We start from the raw sequence: 16,497 nt of genomic DNA on the forward strand, positions 1-16,497 counted from the left end.
GTGGGGTGAGTTGGCTAACCGTTATGACTTAGTGGCTGAATGTTGAAGAAACCAATTAAGGTACAATTAATGAAGTTTAATAGTTTAAGAAGGTTTTTTTCTGCTATAAACTAGCACTCATTTTGTTTTACTTATGAATTGTTTTTTCGTATTTATTTTTTGAGTTAGCGTCAATTCATATTATTCATTTTAATTTAGAGAGATGGGGCAAGGTTTTGCAGTCGAATAAGAATTCATTTTTTAAAATGCCTCGATGGGAAGTAAGCAAGTTTCCTGTACAACATAAAACTATCGTTTTAGGTTTAGGATTACTGATTGGTGGCGTGCTGTTGTGGCCGCATAGTTATTCGCCTAACGATAAGCGTGTCGCTGTGGCTTTGGATAAAGAAAGCTGGCTATCACAATTAGAATATACTCCAACGGTCGTGGATGATGTGATAAAAGCGCCTGACTTTGAAAAAGAGGTGGTGAAAGGAGATACGCTCAGTGGTTTATTTGAAGAAGCTAAAATTGATCAGAAAACCCTTTATCAAGTGCTTGAAGCTGATTTAAATGTATTAGCACTTGATACACTGATGCCTGGGAATACGATTCAATTCTGGCTTAACGATAAGGGACAATTACAAAAGTTAGAGGTGTATTTTAGTCCAGCGAGGCAAGTGATTTTTACGCGTTTTGATGACGTATCTTTTAATGTGAAAGAAGTTAATATTGATGGCATTTGGCAAAACCGTACTGTCAAAGGTGATATTCAAGGTTCTTTTTACTTGTCTGCATCCAAAATGGGACTAAATGCGTCAGAAATTCAACGTATAGAAGCCTTGTTAAAAGATAAAATTAACTTTGCAAGGGATCTTCGTGCTGGAGACAAATTTTCGGTTTTGCTAAGCGATCAGTTTATTGAAGGGCAAGCAACAGGCAGCAGTCATATCTTGGCTATCGATATTCACCGAGGCAGTCGAGATATTAATGCTTTTCGGTACACAGATGGTAATTTTTATGATGATAAAGGCCGAAGTTTACAACGAGCTTTTCAGCGGATCCCACTCAAGCATAATTACCGCATTAGCTCTCGTTTTAACCCTAGAAGACTTCATCCAGTTACAGGAAGGATCGCGCCTCATAATGGAACTGATTTTGCCACGCCCATAGGGACAAAAGTGATAGCTCCAGGTGATGGAGTGGTGACCATGGTGACAAATCATCCCTATGCAGGGAAATATATTGTGGTTGATTATGGTAGTAAATACCGCACGCGTTTCCTACATTTATCAAAGGCGCTTGTCCATAAAGGGCAAAAGGTGACACGAGGACAAGTGATTGCATTAACGGGCAATACGGGAAGGATCACCGGACCTCATCTGCATTATGAATTTTTAATTAATGGTCGAGCAGTCGATGCGATGAAAGCAAAGATCCCCATGTCAAAAGAACTGTCTTCTAAAGATAAAAAAGCCTTTGTTTTGATAGTGGATAAATGTAAAAAAATGATGGGATAATGGACTGACGATTAAGTTTAACTGGCTTGTTGTTGTTTATTCTCGCAGCGACAAGCGCCTAATTTTTTTAACGCTGGGCAGTTTTTACAGCGCCGACTTTTCATGCTTGAGTGGTGAGGTGAAATCAATTGGCCCATTAACGTATCGTTGGAAGAGCGATTGGTGAGGGCAGTCTTCAATATTGACTGTTTTGATTGAACTGTGGATGTCATATTAAGCATGTTACAGGCTTGATGAGTTATTTTTGAGGATGTCATTGCTTGCTTGTTCTGGCTTAGTACATCAATCGCTGTTTGTTGTCTTAACTCTGCTTGTTGCCAAGCGTATCGAGTCACACTTAATACCGTTTTGAAATATGGTAAGGGGGCGGTGCTTGGCACTTGTTGCAATGTCAATTTAAGTTTAGTTAACTTTTTTTGATATTTGGTTATTTTATATAGATATTTACATCGCTTTTTTTGTCGCTCATCATTGATATGTGTATCACATCCCAATAAATCATAATGATTGAATTTGTTTATGGCTTTTTGTAATTTACGGGTATATTTTTGTTGTTTTTCGAGGTGTTCATTACTCATGATGTGCTGACTTTATACCGTAAAAGATAAATGCCCTTAATTCTAAATGAAAATCATTATCAGTCAAGTTTGGCTGTTAAAAGGTAACAATTTATGAAAAAAATGAATGTATTTAATCTTCCTCCATCACTCGATCTCACTGAAGAAGTCTTTCAACCTTTAGTTAAAAATGACCATATATTGATAGAACGTATTATTTCAAAGGCACATGTGACACCAGAAGGTCAATGGTACGATCAATCTAAAAGTGAGTGGGTAATGGTGTTAAAAGGCGCAGCGGAAATCACCTTTTTTAATGAGGAAAAAGTCAGCTTGACAGTCGGCGAGGCGATAGAACTTCCCGCGCATTGCAAGCATAGAGTGAGTTGGACAGCGCCAAATGAAGAAACATTATGGTTGGCTATCCATTATTGATAGGGGTTTTGGTGATTGTCGATTAGCGTAAGATACAGCCTTAGATCAAATTCTAATTGATGATAATCTGGCTCCATAAAGGTGCAAAGTTTGTAGAAGGCTTTATTGTGATCTTTTTCTTTTAAGTGGGCGAGTTCGTGTACCACAAGCATACGTAGGAAAGCTTCAGGTACTTTTTTTAATTTGGCGCTGATCCTAATTTCATTTTTGGCTTTGATCTTATTACCTTGCTGGCGGGCAACATAAGAATGAAGTCCCAGTGCCTGATGACTCAGTGTGAGCTTATCATCATAAATGACCTTGGTGACAGGTTGTGCTTTTTTTAAAAACGTATTTTTAATATCTTGTGTATAGCGATATAAGGCTTTATCGTTTCGAATATCATGCAAATATGGGTAGCGTATTGTGATATGTTGAGCGAGTTTGCCTTGTTCCAGTAGTTGAGAGACTTGTTGTTGGATGTGAGCTGGATAACCACTGAGGTATGTGAGTGCTGTCATGAGAAAAATAAGGGCGTAAAATACGCCCTTTAATGTTAATCCTGTTGGTAAATATTGAGGGTGTGAAAAGCATACGCCGCTTCAAAGGCATTTTTTTGAAAACGTTTCATGCTTAGGCCATCAAAGTCGACCATAAGGGGGTTACGTTTTAGTTGTTCTTTTACTGTGACGGGATTGATAAATGAGACGGGAGTATCAATCAATTGAATCGCAGCTTCAAGTTTAAAACTGGTCGCACTTCCTGCTAATTTCCCTTTTTGCTCTCGAGAAATAATGACTATTTCATCAACATGATAGTCTTGCATGAGTTTGTTAAAAGCAAAATGAAAATCGCGAATGGACTCCGTTTTATCTGAATGTGAAACGGCAAAAGATTGTTGGCGACAATCAGGGACATTATAAGTGTCACCTTCATAACTAAGTAAACTGATGATGGCTTCACCACCTTTTAATTCAACTCCACAAACTCTCATAATATACCTATAAAACTGTCAGGATTGGCGTAATGGTATCTTTGATGACAAATCATTTTTGTCCTCAAAGATAGGTTTTTTTATCTATTTGGCTTACGAAGATAATAGCGCTTAATCATCTTGTAATGGTTTTTTGGGCTTCTTCAACATGGGGGCATCACCAATGTCCACACCAGAAAGAAAGCGTTTGTCACGTTTAGCCGATGTACGCTTGACGGTTGACTTATTATTAACGACTTTTTTGCGTTTTTTTACGACGGCTTTTTTATTATTTGTCTGTTTAGGTTTCTCTTTTAATCCTGAAAATTTAGGCGCTAAATCTTCAAAAATACTGAGAGTAAAGGTTTTATGTAGGAATTGTTGAACATTTTCAAAATTACGCCAATCTTTAGGGCCAACAAGAGAAATGGCATCGCCTTTACTGCCAGCACGGCCGGTACGACCAATGCGGTGAACGTATTCTTCAGAAAACTTAGGCATATCAAAATTAATCACTAATGAGACATTGAGTAAATCCAAGCCACGAGAAGCCACATCGGTTGTCACGAGTATTTTTTGTAATCCACGGCTAAATTGATCCATTATCTGGTTACGTTGGCTTTGAGTTAAGTCGCCACTGAGCGCCGCTGTTTTGAAACCCTGTAGCGCTAATTTGTCAGCTAAGCGACTCGTATCTTGTCGAGTTGCCGTAAAAATAATAATTTGCTTATGTTGTTCTTGGCTTAATAGTCGAGAGAGGATGGCTTCTTTATGATCTAAATGATCGCATAAATAGACATGTTGGGTAATATCTGCATGGGAAATGTTGGCTGCGCCAATGGCAACATGTTCAGGATCGGTTAATAGCTCAGCGGCAATATCATTTATGTCAGTATGATCAAGGGTTGCAGAAAACATTAATGTTTGTCTGCGCTTATGATCGGCGGTGCAATTAATGGCTTTTAATTGAGCGGCAAACCCCAAATCGAGCATACGATCCGCTTCATCAAGAATAAGAAGCTCTAATCCGTTTAAGTGGAGGTGGTGTTGAGCAAGGTGATCGGCGAGCCGGCCAGGTGTCGCAACGACAAAATGTGGATCACGGGCTAATGATTTGGCTTGATCATTAAAATTTTCTCCGCCTAGGATTTTAATGGCTTTATATTGTGTGTTTGCGACGAGTAAACGTAACTGGCTATAGACTTGTGTGGCTAATTCTCGCGTCGGCAGTAAAATGACCACTCTTGGATCGCGTTTACTGAGTGCGCGAGTGGAGATCATTCTTTGCATGGCAGGTAATAGAAAAGCCAGTGTTTTACCTGATCCTGTCTTTGAAGAAGCCATTAAATCTTTACCGGCAAGCGCCACTGGAATGGCTTGTTCTTGGATATCGGTTGGGGTATCGATCCCCATGTGTTTTAAGCTTTGTAAAAGACGGTTATCAAGTTGAAAATCAGTAAATAGCAAAGAGGGATACCCCTAACATAAAAATAATCGACCATTATACCTCATATTTTCATATGCGCACTAGGGGCTGTCGATCTTTGGTGATTATTTGTGTAGCAGTTTGTGGGGAATTTATACAAGGCAGAGCTTATGCTGTCTAGTCATTCTTAGCTAATTCTGCGGTGTGATTGAGAGGGGGTGTGATGTTATGCATTAAATGACTATTCTTTTTCTTGATTTAGCTGTTTTAACCACTTTAAAAAAGCTTGATTATTTTGTTGTTTGGTTTGTGAATCAATCACTTTATCTTCATCTGAATCGGGGGTTTTCCACGCTTGATAAAGGACTTTATGACTAAAAGGCACTTGGTTATTGGGGGCTGGCCAAACTTCTAAGTTTCTAGGATCGTTATGTTCTTGGTGAGTGATACTGTTCACTTTTGGAGCGGGCTCATGTTTTTCATAATCAGGGATAAGTTCAACATTCGCTGAAGAGGCCGATTGAGTTGAGGTGTCTTCATTGGCTGACGCTTTAACTATGTTCAGCGCCAATAGAGTGATAATAATGCTAAACGAACATAATCTAGTGGTTAGGTGAGAACCCTTATTGTAACGAAAGATAGTGGATAACAGAACCGCGTTAAACATAATCTAGCTCCTTGAAACCGTAACACTAATATTTCGAGGTTATTTATAAATAATGATAATAGTGAATATTAAGTATAGCACGAATAACATTATCATTTTTAATGACGATTTAGTTAATGCTCTTTTAGATAATGTTTATGATGGTGGTATGTTCACACCAAAAATAAATGGACTCAGAACGGTTAACTTTTTTAAGGGTAGACCTATTATTTAATGATTTTACCCATTTACTTATTATGAGAATATTAATTATATATTCAATATCAACTAGTTTATTCATTTTTAGTATGAAGAATTCAATATCTAATTAATAAACCCTTTCCGATGGTGATAAATGAGTATATTTATCTGTTTGTATCATAATAATTCTAATTAGATTATTAATGTTGATTTGTTTTTTAACCCGTAAATAAAAATAGGAAAAAAAGGATATAACCGACAATATTAAGGGTCTTAATATTCATACGGTGAGGGCCTTTTTGGGGTAAGTTATAGTAAGAAAAGACACCTCGTTTATCATCATATAATACTGGTCGACTAACTAAGTAATTATTGATATACATATCAAGACCTTTTGTTGTTTAATCGGTTTAAATTAGACATTGCTTCTTTATTGAAAACGAGGGTTATGTTACTTGAATACGTTATTTGAGGGGTAGTATTTAATTGTTTCATTATATGTAGACTATTTACACAAATATATGATGCATTATCTATTTTTTTCCTTTTTATTTTTGAATACGTTGGGAGAGGAATATTAAGAATCACGCTGTTTGTTTAACAGCGTGATTCTTTTATTAACACAGCAATATTAAGGGGGCTGTATTATCAATTAGTTATTTTTATTCAATACGGCATGATAACGAGAAAAAGCGGAGTCGAGATCGTTGATAAGATCGTCTACATTTTCAAGTCCAATATGCAAGCGGATGAGTGGCTTTGAACTATCCCATTGTGTTGCAGTGCGTAATTTATCAATACCAAATACGCCTAAAATAAGGCTTTCAAACCCTCCCCATGAAAAGCCCATTTTAAAATGTTGCATGTTCTCGACAAAGGCGGTAATTGAAGCCCGATCACCTTCTTTTAATACAAAAGAAAATAAACCATTAGCCGCGCTGAAATCACGTTTGAAAAAGGCATGCCCTGGGCAAGTTTCAAAAGCTGGGTGCCTTATGTGATCAACTTCAGGACGTGTGGCTAACCAGTTGGCGACTTTCAGTGCATTTTGTTCATGTTGCGCCATACGCACTCCCAGTGTACGAAGACCTCGACTGGCTAAGTAAACATCATCAGGAGAGGTACATTGGCCTAATAAATAACTGTGTTCCCTTAATTGATCCCAATGTTGTTGATTCGCTGTAGCTGTGCCCATCATGACATCGGAATGGCCTACAATGTACTTAGTGGCCGCTTGAATAGAAATATCAACGCCTAATTCAAAAGGGCGTGAATTAATAGGTGAAGCCCAAGTATTGTCTAACATAACCACTAGATCATGCTCATGTGCAATTTGACTTAAGGTTGGTACATCTTGAATTTCCATGGTAATGGAGCCCGGAGACTCTAAAAAGAGCACCTTAGTATTGGGCTGAATGAGTGTCGCGATGTCTTTACCAATGAGTGGATCATAATAAGTTGTTTCAATGCCAAAGCCTGCCAGTAGTTTATTACAAAGATCCCGAGTAGGTTCATAGACACTGTCAACCATGAGCAAATGATCGCCTGCTTTTAAAAAAGACAATAACGCGCCTGTAATTGCAGCTGAACCTGAAGGGTATAATGCAGTACCAGCGCCGCCTTCAAGTTCAGCAATAGCCGATTGAAAAGCAAAGTGAGTGGGGCCGCCACGTCGACCGTAAAACATTTCACCATTGGTTCTATTTTTAATGGCAAAGGCCATATCATCCATAGTGTCGAATGTCATGGTAGAAGCTCTAACCACTGGCGGATTGATCACGCCTTGGGTCCATTTTTTTTGTCGACCTAAGCTCACAATTTGCGTTTCTTTTTTCATAGCGCTGTTCCATTGAATACGAGGTGAATAACGGTATTTTAGCCATCTTAACATCTATACGGCTAAAATAAAGAGGCAAATGATCCCAATACTCAACTTGCTGTGGACCGCTTTCAGTCTTTATTGCATTTTGTACGGTGAGATCTATGCAGGAAGCTCAGCGATGGGAAGCGTAATGATGATTTCAACACCTTGTTGTTGCACTTTTTCATCAATATAATTGTTAGCTTGAATATGACCTTGATGAAATTGGGCGATCAGTCTTGCAATATAAAGCCCCAGACCCAGGTGGGGTTTTTCATGGTGTCCTTTGAGCGATTTTGTTGTTTGCAAGGGGGGACGAATAGAGATCATAGACTCAAAAATATGTTCTGACATATCGTCGGGTAAAAGTGGACCTTGATTAAATACTCTTATTTGTATTTGCTGATGCTTACTGGCTTTTGTTTTGTCCGTATTGTCTGATCTACGGTATGGAAGTAAGTTTAATGCAATATCAATGGGGTGACTTGCTTCATTAAATTCAAGTGCATTAGCAATAAGTTTGTCCATGAGTTGAGCAATATATTCAGGCACACCGCTGATAAAAATGGACTGTGAGGGTAAGCTTAAGGTAAATTTTTGATCAGGGTAGGTTAGTTGATAGCCTTGAATACAGCCGTTTATCACATCTGTCAGAGGAAAAACCTCTGTGTCGGCTTGCGTGATACTTTGTTCTAATCGAGTGGCTTCACTCATGTAGTTTAAAATCATACTCAGTCGATTAATCCCTTCTTGTGCACGAATGACGTATTTATCGGCGTTAGGGGGCAATAATTGTAAACTTAAGTGTTCAAGTGATGAGCGAACGACGGCAACTGGGGTACGTAACTCGTGAGATAATCGAGAAGACATATTCTCTAGATAGTGATTATATTGGCTTAATCGAGTGACAATATTGGCGAAACTACGCGATAAATCACCGATCTCATCCCTATTCGTGGAGGGAATGATAGGCTGTGTTATTCGCCCTTGGGCATCAATTGCTTGCTCTGCATCATCTCTTAATCGCCTGATCCGGTTCGAGATATTAGATGCAAAGAAAAAAAGAGCTAAGGTTCCCATACCCATGACAGTAATAATCATATCAAACAGTTTTTCAAGGGCTTTGTTGCGCAGGGTTCTTATCCCGTGGGTTGTTTCTTCCGCCACCACTACGCCCATGACATTATCATCAATCCAGATGGGGCTTGCAGCTGCGAGGACAACGGCTTTTTTGTCGGGTGTTAAGCGCCAACCTGAACCTTGTTGGCCACATAAGGCTGCACTGATGTAGCTGCCTTCTAATAAAGTGGAATCTTCAAGTGTATCAACAAAATCTTTAGGTGGTGTGGTTAAGACCTTTGCATACAGAGGATGTAAATACCTTTGTTTAATTGTTTGCCAGATACTTTTAGATTGAGACTCCTTGAATGTTCCAGCCCAGTTGTTTTGATTGTCATGTAAATCGCCGGAGCGGGCTAATACTCTACCATGATTATCCAGTACCCAAATGCGAGAGTGATTATGCCCCATTCCTTTAATGATTTGTTCTATTTCTGGTGAAGGCACCAGTACTGTTCCCAGTTTATTGACATCATCAATGGCGGAAGTGCCGACAATGGCGTCTAACTGACGTGTATTGCTATCGTTAACATCATATAATGCAAAGCCTAATTTACTGCCGAGCATGTTTAACGGCATTCTCAGTTCAATATTATAGCCTTGCTGTGTTTTACGCCATTGCCCTTGAATTTTAATTTCGGGTGTGACTGGGGTTGATTGAGTTGGATCCATTGGCAGCTGGAACGCACTGATCCAGCCATCTTTTATCGTGGAGACAATGTAACGCTTAAAGTGTCCATCAGGAGCCAAGGTTGCAATGGCTAAATGATCATTTTTATCTATGCTCAGTGAGTTTTCCCCACGATAAACCACATGGGGGTCGAAAACTTCAAAAAATGCATATAAGTAACCGGCATATTTACCGACCATATGAGTAAAATGGATCCCCAAGGTTTGATTCGTATCACGTTGATAAATGATATTATTGTCACCATAGTCAATGGCTTTATGCCAATAAGCTTGCCAGTCGTTTCGTTTGCCGTCCAGCTGTATGGGGCTCGAAAAAGGATAGGCGTATAAATCTCGTCCTTTTTTGACTTGTGTTAAAAAGCTGGCTTGGCTATTAAACAGTTTAGGTCTTTCATGTAAAGCTGTTGCTAAGGCTTGGGTGGTGCCTTCTAACGTTTTTTCTTGACCATGGCGTAAATACTTTTCCATTTCCCAGACATACTGATACCCAAGCCAAGGAAGGCAAAGTAAAAACAGGGATAAAATGGCCACTTTTGAGCGTAACCCCATGGGAAGATTAAACATGTTTTAAGATTGTGGATCCCAGCGATATCCCATGCCATAAACCGTATCAATACAATTAAAATGTGTGTCTTGTTCTAAGAATTTCTTACGGATCCGTTTAATATGTGAAGTGATAGTACTGTCATCGACAAAAATCTTCGCGTCAGTCATCAGGGCTTGGCGATGACGAACATGGCCTGGACGTTTTGCTAATGCATGGACCATCCAAAACTCAGTGACGGTGAGTTCAATTGCGAGGGTTTTCCAGTGAACTAACATCCTATTGAGATCGATACGTAAATGACCATGTTCTATTAAATCTTCTTGGGGGGGTTGGCTATCTTGTAAAGCGGAACGCCTAAAGAGCGCTGCTAGCCTCGCTAATAAATGCGGAAAGCTGACGTCTTTGCTTAAATAATCATCGGCACCGAGACGCAAGCCACAAACGGTATCAAAATCACTGTCTCTGGCGGTGAGAAAGATAATCGGTAAGCGGGTCGATAAACTTCTAAGGGCCTGACATAACGTAAAGCCACCATCAATTTCATTTTCTAAACCAATATCAATAATTGCCAAATCGGGTAATCTGATTTGAAAAGCTTGCATGGCACTGAGACGGTTAGCATAAGCCTGTACTTGATAGCCTTGCTGTTCTAATACTTCGGTGTAATTTTCTCTGATCGCGGGTTCATCTTCAACGATGGCAATTCGTTTCATTTAGGGTAACAGACTCATCGACAGCAGTTAGTATGTAGCGCCAGACTATACAGTAAATTACCGGAATGAGTAGCCCTCAAATACGATTGCCATATTGTAGCCACAATTGATCATTAAGTTGGCTTTATATTCGTGGAATTTTTAAGTTCATGAAGGTATTGATGCTATGCCTCAAATAAGGGGAGTCGCATCAATACCGATTAAGTACCCATAGTGAATAATGTAATGGGTTTTATTTAGGGCGGATTATATAATCATAATTATAACTTTCAAAATTAATGAACCGCGTTGAAGGTGTGCTGGCCACGACTAAATATAATATATCTCCTGCAGATGCATTTACATCCATAACTTCAGGGTTACCGGCACTGGTTTCGGGTAATTTATGGTAAATACGTTCTCCTGTGACAGGGTTATAAACAACAATTTGCACTCTAAATTCTGCATAATTAGGATTGGTTATTGCTGGATTAATACCTATTTCATATAAAGTATCTTCTGTAACATCAACTTCATACGCATTATAGGCCCAAGAAGCGATTTTGTAGCGACTGGGAACAGTATGCCATGCATCACCTGTACCGTTCACATCGTAAAATTCAGTGACTTTATTATCGATCTCTTCTTCAGGGTAAGGCTCTTCTTGCCGATTGTTCACGCTAACCATGCGATTATAAGAAGCAATCTCAGAAGCAAGAAAGGTGTCTCCAAAAGGCATATCCCATGTCATAATTCGGGCTGTAAAATCTGAGAAAACTTCTCTCATGTCAAACCCGGAATTTTCAAGTATGGTATACATGGCTTCGGTTGGTTTTCCGCTTAAAGGGGCGAGATTATGGACATTTCGATTAAATACATAACCAATAAAGTTATCACTGAGAATATTATGGGTCACATAATGTTCAAAGATACTGGCACCGTATTGATGTCCCCCTTTGTAGTAATCAATGATCCCGTCTTCAAACACTGAACTTTGAGTTGTCCAAAGTGAGAGCTGAGGCTGAAGGGTATAATAACCAAGTAAGGTATCCTTTGCCGTTGGCTTTTGAGAAAATGCTCCCCATGAAGCACTCGATTCTGCTAAGAATTTGGTTGAGCCACCCGTTCTAGATTGATAAGCATGGAAGTTTTCATGTAACACATATTGATTCCATGGACTGTCGAAATTGAATTTACTCACCCAAGATTTGCGATACCCCTCAGTTAAGAGTAACTGTCTGGGTTTTGCAAACTCGGCACAAAAGGCTTCGTGTTTATACATACCCGTTGTCATGACATTATGTTCCCAGGTCATATCATGACCACTCAGTTGATACTCAAAGCTTTCTTGAGTCGTATCTGTTATGCCTTCAGGCCAGAAGATACAATAATAGGCGCCACAGAGATACAGAGGATATTCTGGATCTGGGGGATTCATAACCGTTGTATCACTGCACTCTTCTCCTAATGCTTGAATTTGATCTGAACTTAAACTGTCATTAAAGACCCTTAAATCCCACACTTTACCCGCATAAGGGCCAACGGTGACTTGCCCAGCCAGAGCGTGTAATTGTGAGGTATCAACTAAGGTTTCTTGTTGATGACCATTTAAAAAGGTGGTGATTTTGTCATTACTGAGTTGAAGAGCATAATGATTGCAGCTTCGATGTTTCAGCATACCATTATCATTATTGACTGTAATCGGATTGGTTTGAGTCGATAGTGTACTGTTTATCTTACCTAATACTTCTTCAATCACGAGACTATCACTGCTTAACACTGTGCCACTTTGATTATCGGTGGTCGGCGTGAGTTTAAAAGACAGTGTCATGGGCGTCGAGACCGATTTATCGGTAAAATCGATAGTGACACTTTTATCATTCATGTCTACACGACTCTCAAAGGGAAAGAGGCCTTCACTGTTATGCTCCCTTAAACTAGTGGTGACAGGGTGTTGATTGTCAGAAAGGTCGGTGTAAGTAAATTGCAAGGGAGTGTAGCTAAATAAATGATCAAATGTTCCATTATCAATTTGAGTCAAAGCGCAGCTAGCTTCACATCGATTACTGGAACAGGTTGAGCCTGTGTCGCAGGTACCACAACCAAGTGTGTTGCCTAAACCATCACGAATGACCCCACACTGAGCCCCAAAAGCATTACAAGCAGCAACGATTTGTGTATTATCAATGGGCTGACAAAGGTTGAGATCGCAAGCCTCATTGGTTGAACAAACCCCACATTCAAGTGTGCCGCCATTACCATCGCTTATAGCACCACATTGGGCGCCCTGAATTTGACAAGCATTCGTTGCATTTGAAGACTCAACTAACAGTCCATCAAATTGTACAATGTTGTTTTGCGTGGTGACATGAGGACTGGCAGCTAAGCCTAAATAAATGTCTTCTGTCATGGGGATTGTTTTTTGAGTGGTGAGTTGCCAGTTTGTTCCGTCAAAAGAGTAATGACCTGTGAAGATATCGCCATCACGGGTTAATTTTAGCCATACAGGGCCTTGACCAACATTTTTGCCCCAATAATTAGAGCGGGCATTCGTGTCAGCTCTCCATTGAAGGGCAACATATTCATGGGCAGAATAATCCAGCGCCACATTTTTAGCACCAGTGGCGAGCGTTTCTCTAAACATGACCGCGCCTTTAGCCCATGGATGGGTATTTTCCACGCTTAACACGCGAACGGTAATACTGGCATTTCCTGTGACGGGGATATAAACATAATAAAAATCATCTTGCTCTCCCCAAATATCATTACCTGAGCCAGTTAACGTAATGACATCTAATAATTCTACGGCATTACCGGGGTAATTGACTTGTCCTATATCCTTTTGTTGCCAAGATGCAATACTAGAAGCAAAGCTTATGCTACTATAAAGTATTAAGATCATAATACTAACAAAGACATAGGCCCGCTTAATAAAACGACAATGATAAGTGTTCATTTTATTTTCCTTAATCTTTCATTATTGATCGTATTCCTAACGTGAATGCAAATAGAGTGTCCTAACACTATCTGATTTCATATTAGTATTGTGTTGTTATGTTTTAGAGGGAGTAATAAGCCTCCTTGCACGGTTTTCCATTTAAATGCTGCAATGTGATGGCTTTATCTGAAGCATGAGATAATGCGCCTTACAATAGAGCAATGTGACTGAATTATGTCATCGCACCTTGGATGCGATGACATAAGATAAGTAATGTTATCTGGCATAAATCAAGGCAACTTCAGCATCCGATAGGGCTTTTTGATAGAGACGTAGATCATCCATATAGCCTTTAAAAGCGTTGGAGTTCCCATCTCCTCCGCCAGAGCCATCACCAATGGCGGACTCATATTTATTAATATCTCCTAATAATCCGGTTAAGTTTGTTTGTCCAACCAGTAGGCCATCAATATAAAGATTGAGTTCGTTATTGGCGAAGCCAAATGTGGCGGCAATATGATGCCATTGTCCATCGGTGAGGTTGGTATTACCGGCAATAAAGTTTTTATTTTTATTGCTGTGGCTGGTGTGATCATAGCTGCCCACATAGGCTTTGATCCCTGTGCCGTTATTGGCTAAGGTGAGTGCAAAACCTGAGCGACTATTGTAATAATACTTATTACTGATAATAATCTGTTCACTGCTGACCCCAGGATCGGGTTTCACCCAAGCGGAGAGACTAAAATCATTATCAGTATTTAGATCTAAAAAGTCATACACAGGGTATTCGCTCAAATAATGCAGAACAGTATTGCCATCAAAATAGGCTGCGGTATTAATCGCTCCAGCATGTTCAAAGGTGATCCCCGTTTTGGCAATATAGGCTGGAATGCCTGAGGCACTGTCAATAATAGGGCTATTGTTATCATTATCAAATGAGTAATGCAGCACGAGTGGATCGCTTGACTCCCTCACCCATAGGTCAACATTGACACTGTTCCCTAAACGGCCATTGTGTGTAGTGGCATAGCTGAAACGCTCTCGGCCAACAAAATTTACATTAGGAGTATATTCAAAGCTACCATCGAGGTTAAGGGTTAAGCTCCCATTTTCAACATCCTGTGTTAATGTTGCTATGCTGGCATGGGTATCGTTAGTCAATACGCCTTGTAGAGCACTCACATTGAGAACGGTATTCGGGGGAAGGGTATAGTGATCGTTAATTGCGGTTGCATAATTGAGAAAAGGCAAGCAAGCCTGAGCAATTCGCTCGCCAATGACGATATAGCTGTCACTACCATAATGATAATATGGACGTTGATCGCCTGTGTAAACTAATGCAGCTAAAGGATCGTTGTTGGCGACATTGGCTTGTGCGGCCATGACAATATCGCCAGCTTGACCACGGTTGTCGTTGATTTGCGTAATAATTACGGGTAAATCTGCTTGATTAAGATCTTGTCTGACTGAGGTGATGAGGTTGGTTAGGTGTGTTTCATAAAGCAGTTCGCTACCAAAGGTGTCATTGTAGCCTTGGAACCAAATAAAGCCCGCTAATTCATAATCAATATTGTTAGCAATAAGTTCATTTTGAAGGAAATCATTAAAACCAGTGATAAGCTGATCATATAAATTGCCATCGTCTCCACCAAAGGCTTGCGGACGCCAGTGGGCGGTATTATCTAAGGTTGTCCCCCCTTTTGCACCTTTAAATAAGTAGATATTTTCAGGCAATACACTACCAAGAATATGCCCCATTTTTAACTCGACGCCGAAATGACTGCTACGGGAGCCAAAACCAGGTTGAAGTCCACTTAATCCTCGAGTATTTGAAATGATATTTTTAATCAATACATCGTCTCGTGTACCTGTTAGGTCAGCGCCTGATGTTGCAGCTAAACCACTGTTGGAGCCGTATCCTTCCATATTGGACTGTCCTGCCATGAGGTAGACTTTAGCTTTATCATTATAATCTTGAATAACATCAAGGTTTGAGAAGACAGCTTCAGCAGTGCTCGTGGTGACATGGGGGCTGGCGGCTAACCCTACATAGTAATTTTCTCCCATAGAGATGGTTTTACTGGTGGTGAGTTGCCAGTTTTCACCATCAAGCGAATAGTAGCCTGTGAATAAGTCTCCCTCTCTTTGTAGTTTTAACCAGACAGGGCCTTGACCAACATTTTTGCCCCAATAATTCGAATAGGTATCGGTATTGGCTCGCCACTGCAAAGCGACGTGTTGATGGGCTGAATAATCAAGTGCCACATTTTTAGAACCAGTGGAGAGCGTTTCTCTAAACATGACCGCGGCTTTAGCCCATGGATGGGTATGTTCAATACTGTGGACTTTGGTGATAATTGTGGCATTACCTGTGATGTTTTTATATAGAAAATAAAAATTATCTTGGTCTCCCCAAATATCATTACCTGAGCCTTGAATGGTGATAAGTTGTTCACTGTCAATGACGTGTGAACCAGGGTGATTGGCATTGCCGATATTCATTGCTTGCCATTGATTGACATCAGTTTCTATTTTTATATTGGCATAACTCATGCTCTGATATAAAAATAATAAAATAAACATTAAACCTAATAGAAATAAATGAATTACTGTTGATCTAAAACCCAATTTAACCGACATAACAGACTCCTTGTTATATAAACGGGGTAAGAAATATTGATTTAAGGTGTATAACGAAATTATTAATAAATTAATTTATAAAGCTTAGGAAAGATAAAACTTAAAGTCTAAGTTTTTTATAAAAAGCAATATTGTTTTACTTGGTTTTTAGTTGTTGTTTTATAATGTTTTTGCATATTATTTTTTTATGGATAGTGATTGGCTACAAGGTAAAAGACGGAACTATGCCCTTAAAGTTTTTAGTGTTTTAATATTAAAATTAAAACGTAATAATATTTACCTCAATGTTAATAA

The 16,497-nt window shown here is 39.5% G+C and carries 12 protein-coding genes; 2 read left to right on the forward strand and 10 right to left on the reverse strand.

Translation table 11 applies throughout. The features are described from left to right. The first annotated feature begins 245 nt into the window (after window positions 1–245). Window positions 246–1,499 (forward strand): peptidoglycan DD-metalloendopeptidase family protein, encoded by a 1,254-nt coding sequence (locus tag Q0976_RS12915; RefSeq protein WP_299494314.1) that lies wholly within the window; start codon window positions 246–248, stop codon window positions 1,497–1,499. 17 nt (window positions 1,500–1,516) lie between these two features. On the opposite strand, the gene Q0976_RS12920 is transcribed toward Q0976_RS12915, so the two are convergent. Next, the gene (locus Q0976_RS12920) at window positions 1,517–2,077 is read right to left on the reverse strand and encodes a hypothetical protein (protein ID WP_299494235.1); all 561 of its coding nucleotides are present in this window, start codon (window positions 2,075–2,077) and stop codon (window positions 1,517–1,519) included. A 93-nt stretch (window positions 2,078–2,170) separates the two neighbouring features. On the opposite strand from Q0976_RS12920, the gene Q0976_RS12925 reads away from it, so the two are divergent. Next, window positions 2,171–2,491 carry a cupin domain-containing protein gene (locus tag Q0976_RS12925; protein ID WP_299494236.1) on the forward strand — a complete coding sequence of 107 codons (321 nt, stop codon included), beginning with the start codon at window positions 2,171–2,173 and terminating at the stop codon, window positions 2,489–2,491. Here Q0976_RS12925 and Q0976_RS12930 read toward each other — a convergent pair. From Q0976_RS12930 to Q0976_RS12970, 9 genes are all read right to left on the reverse strand, one after another. Then, complete coding sequence (locus tag Q0976_RS12930) at window positions 2,485–2,991, reverse strand: M48 family metallopeptidase (RefSeq protein ID WP_299494237.1); 507 nt, start codon at window positions 2,989–2,991, stop codon at window positions 2,485–2,487. The two genes, Q0976_RS12925 and Q0976_RS12930, sit on opposite strands and share 7 nt — an antisense overlap. 35 nt (window positions 2,992–3,026) lie before the next feature. After that, window positions 3,027–3,464 (reverse strand): DUF3010 family protein, encoded by a 438-nt coding sequence (locus Q0976_RS12935; RefSeq protein WP_299494238.1) that lies wholly within the window; start codon window positions 3,462–3,464, stop codon window positions 3,027–3,029. A 111-nt stretch (window positions 3,465–3,575) separates the two neighbouring features. Continuing rightward, window positions 3,576–4,910 carry a DEAD/DEAH box helicase gene (locus Q0976_RS12940; protein ID WP_299494239.1) on the reverse strand — a complete coding sequence of 445 codons (1,335 nt, stop codon included), beginning with the start codon at window positions 4,908–4,910 and terminating at the stop codon, window positions 3,576–3,578. 200 nt (window positions 4,911–5,110) lie between these two features. Continuing rightward, window positions 5,111–5,536, reverse strand: coding sequence for a hypothetical protein (locus Q0976_RS12945; protein ID WP_299494240.1), 426 nt, complete (start codon window positions 5,534–5,536; stop codon window positions 5,111–5,113). An 832-nt stretch (window positions 5,537–6,368) separates the two neighbouring features. Then, entirely contained in the window at window positions 6,369–7,553 is a 1,185-nt protein-coding gene (locus Q0976_RS12950; RefSeq protein WP_299494241.1) for a cystathionine beta-lyase, read from the reverse strand. A 144-nt stretch (window positions 7,554–7,697) separates the two neighbouring features. Further along, the gene (pdsS, locus tag Q0976_RS12955; RefSeq protein WP_299494242.1) at window positions 7,698–9,950 is read right to left on the reverse strand and encodes a proteobacterial dedicated sortase system histidine kinase; all 2,253 of its coding nucleotides are present in this window, start codon (window positions 9,948–9,950) and stop codon (window positions 7,698–7,700) included. Window positions 9,951–9,953: 3 nt separating this feature from the next. Continuing rightward, on the reverse strand, window positions 9,954–10,646 hold the full coding sequence (gene pdsR, locus Q0976_RS12960) for a proteobacterial dedicated sortase system response regulator (protein WP_299494243.1): 693 nt from the start codon (window positions 10,644–10,646) through the stop codon (window positions 9,954–9,956). Window positions 10,647–10,878: 232 nt separating this feature from the next. After that, a complete protein-coding gene (locus Q0976_RS12965) occupies window positions 10,879–13,581 on the reverse strand; it encodes a hypothetical protein (protein ID WP_299494244.1) in 2,703 nt (900 codons plus the stop codon). A 258-nt stretch (window positions 13,582–13,839) separates the two neighbouring features. Continuing rightward, on the reverse strand, window positions 13,840–16,203 hold the full coding sequence (locus Q0976_RS12970) for a LamG-like jellyroll fold domain-containing protein (protein ID WP_299494245.1): 2,364 nt from the start codon (window positions 16,201–16,203) through the stop codon (window positions 13,840–13,842). Between the last annotated feature and the right edge of the window lie 294 nt (window positions 16,204–16,497).

The organism is uncultured Shewanella sp., from assembly GCF_947501665.1.
In the GTDB taxonomy this organism is placed as follows: domain Bacteria; phylum Pseudomonadota; class Gammaproteobacteria; order Enterobacterales; family Shewanellaceae; genus Shewanella.

Bases quoted from the DNA above. Each gene is read 5' to 3' on its own strand.
- Q0976_RS12915 (WP_299494314.1), top strand. From the start codon at position 246: ATGCCTCGATGGGAAGTAAGCAAGTTTCCTGTACAACATAAAACTATC.
- Q0976_RS12920 (WP_299494235.1), bottom strand. From the start codon at position 2,077: ATGAGTAATGAACACCTCGAAAAACAACAAAAATATACCCGTAAATTA.
- Q0976_RS12925 (WP_299494236.1), top strand. From the start codon at position 2,171: ATGAAAAAAATGAATGTATTTAATCTTCCTCCATCACTCGATCTCACT.
- Q0976_RS12930 (WP_299494237.1), bottom strand. From the start codon at position 2,991: ATGACAGCACTCACATACCTCAGTGGTTATCCAGCTCACATCCAACAA.
- Q0976_RS12935 (WP_299494238.1), bottom strand. From the start codon at position 3,464: ATGAGAGTTTGTGGAGTTGAATTAAAAGGTGGTGAAGCCATCATCAGT.
- Q0976_RS12945 (WP_299494240.1), bottom strand. From the start codon at position 5,536: ATGTTTAACGCGGTTCTGTTATCCACTATCTTTCGTTACAATAAGGGT.
- Q0976_RS12950 (WP_299494241.1), bottom strand. From the start codon at position 7,553: ATGAAAAAAGAAACGCAAATTGTGAGCTTAGGTCGACAAAAAAAATGG.
- pdsS (WP_299494242.1), bottom strand. From the start codon at position 9,950: ATGTTTAATCTTCCCATGGGGTTACGCTCAAAAGTGGCCATTTTATCC.
- pdsR (WP_299494243.1), bottom strand. From the start codon at position 10,646: ATGAAACGAATTGCCATCGTTGAAGATGAACCCGCGATCAGAGAAAAT.
- Q0976_RS12965 (WP_299494244.1), bottom strand. From the start codon at position 13,581: ATGAACACTTATCATTGTCGTTTTATTAAGCGGGCCTATGTCTTTGTT.
- Q0976_RS12970 (WP_299494245.1), bottom strand. From the start codon at position 16,203: ATGTCGGTTAAATTGGGTTTTAGATCAACAGTAATTCATTTATTTCTA.